This window comes from Levilactobacillus tangyuanensis, from assembly GCF_003946545.1.
GTDB classification, from domain to species: domain Bacteria; phylum Bacillota; class Bacilli; order Lactobacillales; family Lactobacillaceae; genus Levilactobacillus; species Levilactobacillus tangyuanensis.
The window spans coordinates 1-3,387 of the sequence record NZ_RHOA01000030.1 but is presented as its reverse complement, the minus strand read 5'-3'; the positions used below and the strand labels follow the sequence as shown (position 1 = coordinate 3,387).

General features: G+C 48.0%; 3 protein-coding genes. 1 reads left to right on the top strand and 2 read right to left on the bottom strand.

Annotation, left to right across the window (positions count from 1 at the left end; translation table 11 throughout):
- Positions 1-474 precede the first annotated feature (474 nt).
- On the bottom strand, positions 475-1,248 hold the full coding sequence (locus EKM96_RS10440; protein WP_125643364.1) for an ABC transporter permease: 774 nt from the start codon (positions 1,246-1,248) through the stop codon (positions 475-477).
- Between the two features lie 3 nt (positions 1,249-1,251).
- Positions 1,252-2,154, bottom strand: coding sequence for an ABC transporter ATP-binding protein (locus tag EKM96_RS10435; protein ID WP_125643361.1), 903 nt, complete (start codon positions 2,152-2,154; stop codon positions 1,252-1,254).
- Positions 2,155-2,295: 141 nt separating this feature from the next.
- On the opposite strand from EKM96_RS10435, the gene EKM96_RS10430 reads away from it, so the two are divergent.
- Entirely contained in the window at positions 2,296-2,880 is a 585-nt protein-coding gene (locus EKM96_RS10430; protein WP_164511027.1) for a helix-turn-helix domain-containing protein, read from the top strand.
- Positions 2,881-3,387: the final 507 nt, after the last annotated feature.

The window sequence follows — 3,387 nt, the reverse complement described above, 5'->3', positions numbered from 1 at the left end:
TGGGTTTGATATAAATACCAAACCGCCCTACACATATTTGGTTTGTCGAAACAATGTTCAGTTTTCAAAGGTCTACCAGTTATCTGCTCTCGCAGACAACTTATTAATCATATCAGTTAATCAATATGATGTCAACAACAAGTTTAATCTAATTAAACTATGAATTGCCGGCTGCCTAATGAAGCAGCTCAATTAATATACCATTTTGTCAGACCGCTTGTCAACAAGCACTTTAACTTTTTTAAATTAACGAGCCGTTGTCGTAAAAGACAGCTTAGATAATATACCATGCGTATCATCTCACTGTCAACAAAAATCCCAAGCCAATATCGCTAGCCCCACTATTCGTTTGTAGCGGCTCCAGGTCCGTCCCTCGTTCTCCCCCATATCACGGGCCCAGAAATCTCTTTTGGTAGGACGTCGCCGGGCCGCTTGCCAGCATGTCTAATTTGCAACTCATATTTCCGGCCAAACCTAAATCCGCCGTCTCGAAAAGATCACCGCACCGACCGCTACAAAGAATAACGCCCACACAAGACTACCGACACTCAACTGTTGAATCGTCAAATGGGTCACGTTCTGCTGATAACTGGGATTGGCATACTCCTCCTGTAAGAAGAACATGTTAAACGGATTCCATTTCATCACTGGCAATAGCGACTTAAACGACTGCAATAACAGACTGGATACCCCTTCCCCCATGAAACAGACACCCATGCCAATAGCGATGGCCGCTGCATTGTTATGACTACAGCTTGCCAGCAAGAAGACCAGTCCAATAATCATCACGCCACCATACATATCCAGCCCCGCATTAGTCACTAGATTAACCAATAGCGATCGGTGATAGAGGTAAATGGTCTGCCAGTGTAGGCCCCAACCAGCACTAGTCTTGAGCAATAGTGTCATGAGGATGGCCAACCCATGGCCTAACACGTTATACCCGAGAACTAGTACATACTTCCCCACAAAGATCGTCCAGCGATGATTCACCTGAGTCGCCAACTGTTTGATCGTCCCATACTCGAATTCCATTGTCACACAGCTAGCGCCAATCACAATGATGAGCATCGTCAGCCATTGAAAACCGCCATACGCCGATGAAATATAAAACTTCTGATCACCGACTGATGCGCCGTGGGTCGTCATGGCCAGTCCGCCCATTAAAAGGATCAAGATGACGGGGGCCAGCCACGCCATCCGTTGATGTCTGAATTTAAAAATCTCCTGCTGGATTAATTGTCCCATGGTCTATGCCTTCCTCTCTGCCAATAACCGTAACAAGACTGTCTCTAAATCTTCCTGGCGCTGGTTTACCTTTAAAATTTGAATATGCGCATCGAGAAGGGTACGCAGTAGCGGCGTCAACGCCACCGGCTTCGTCACGATTAAGTTGCTGCCCCGCTGTGCCACCGGATAGTCTGCCTGTAAAAGCACCTGCAACCCTCGAGCATTTTCCGTCGTCCGTACCACTAATGCCTGCCGCGTCGATTCCCGAAGTTGAGTCATCGTCCGTTGGAGCAACACTTCTCCCTGATCAATTAAGATCACCGTATCAATGATCTTTTCCAGCTCACTCAAAATGTGGCTGGAAATTAAAAATGTGGTCCCGTCCCCCGCCAACTGACCTATCAAATGGCGCAGCCGCTTAACCGATTGGGGGTCTAATCCATTCATTGGCTCGTCCAATATGACTAACCGTGGGCAATTCACCAACGCCATGGCAATTCCCAACTTTTGTTTCATGCCTAGTGAATACCGTTTGGCCGGCCGGTGAATATAGGCTTCCATTTGGAGGGCCTGCACCACCCACCTCACTTGTTCCTCGGAAGTCGTCATCAGTTGCAAATGTTGCCAGCCAGTCAGAAACGGATAAATTGCTGGGCGTTCGATGAGCGCGCCTACCTGTTGGGTCACCACGGTATGGGTATTGACCGAAACGGGTTGCCCCAAAATCCGAACGTTGCCAGCATCCATGGCTAACAATCCCATTAGTCCTTTCATAATGGTCGTCTTGCCCGCACCATTGGGCCCGACTAAGCCGATAACGTCACCGGTCGAAAATGCGAAATTCACATCACGCAAGACCATACGGCGACCAAACTTTTTTCGTAGCCCGGTTACCTGAACCATTTTCACTTGTCCATTTTGCACTGGCCATCATCTCCTCTACTCCCTTTCAGCGTACCCGTTCAAATCCCCGAATGATACGGATGCTAGCGAGAATAGCTTGCTATTTCCAGACGATTCTTTATGCTAGAGTTAATAACCATTATCAAGGAAGTGAGGGTCCCCATGGCATCAACAGAACTAGGCGCGCGTTTGAAAAAATTTCGGCAAACGCAACAACTGACCCAAACGGCACTGGCAGACCAACTGCACGTCTCACGGCAGACCGTTTCCAGCTGGGAGACTGGCCGGAACCAACCGGACATCGCCACCATTACCCAATTAGCTACTCTATATGCCGTCCCAGTAGATAATCTCTTACAGGACACAACAGCCGCACCCGTAACGAAACCAGTTGTCCACCCCAACGCCAGCCTATTAGTCGTCCTCTTCGGCGTTCTCCTGGTGGAACGCGTTACCCAATTTTCAACGTTCCCTGCTCTTTACTGGATGGACTTCCTCATCCTCTTGCTGATCGGTCTCATGCTCAACTTGGGCATTGCCCGGCGCCACCCGAACACTTGGACGAAACGGATACATTGGATTGGCTTAACGGTGTTTGCCGCACTCAGTCTCGTTAGTGGGAGTATCAACGCCTTTAACATGGGCTTTGGCCTAATGACGACCTGCCAATTCAGTGGCCTGGTCGTTATCATTGTACTGGTCAGAAAGTACTGGCAATCGCGAACGACTAAGGTTACACAACGCTAGAGTGATCGTTATCTATAGGGACTACTGTGACTGCTCACAAAAAAGGTAACGGCCTTCCTGCATGGAAGTGCCGTTACCTTTTTAAATTGACTATTCTTCTAATCTTGCTTAGTGGGCCAGTACTCTCTTTTGACAGTAATGTGTTCGATCGTTTGAAATAAACGTCAATTTAGCTACACATCACTATCGGAACTGGAACGTCCACAATCCAATCGTTGTAGGACCTGAAAGCGTCCTGTCAACCCTAAACACCGTCCATGACTTACTGCGGTCTTGATTCATTTGCATGTGTTTCCTAGCCCTAGATAGAAGCCGTGACCAGTCCTTTCAGAAAATCGGCCGAATCTACACATCCATTTTATTTCTGACGCCGCTGGGTTGCCAGGCATACTGGCGCTGCGGTCATGCGCCCGGCCCGTTTTTTTTGCACGGTAGATTGTAAAATTTAAGTTGAACATATTAGTGGACAGAAAAACCCATAAAGGTCTTTAATGGTGTCACCACAAC

Bases quoted from the DNA above. Each gene is read 5' to 3' on its own strand.
- EKM96_RS10430 (WP_164511027.1), top strand. From the start codon at position 2,296: ATGGCATCAACAGAACTAGGCGCGCGTTTGAAAAAATTTCGGCAAACG.
- EKM96_RS10440 (WP_125643364.1), bottom strand. From the start codon at position 1,248: ATGGGACAATTAATCCAGCAGGAGATTTTTAAATTCAGACATCAACGG.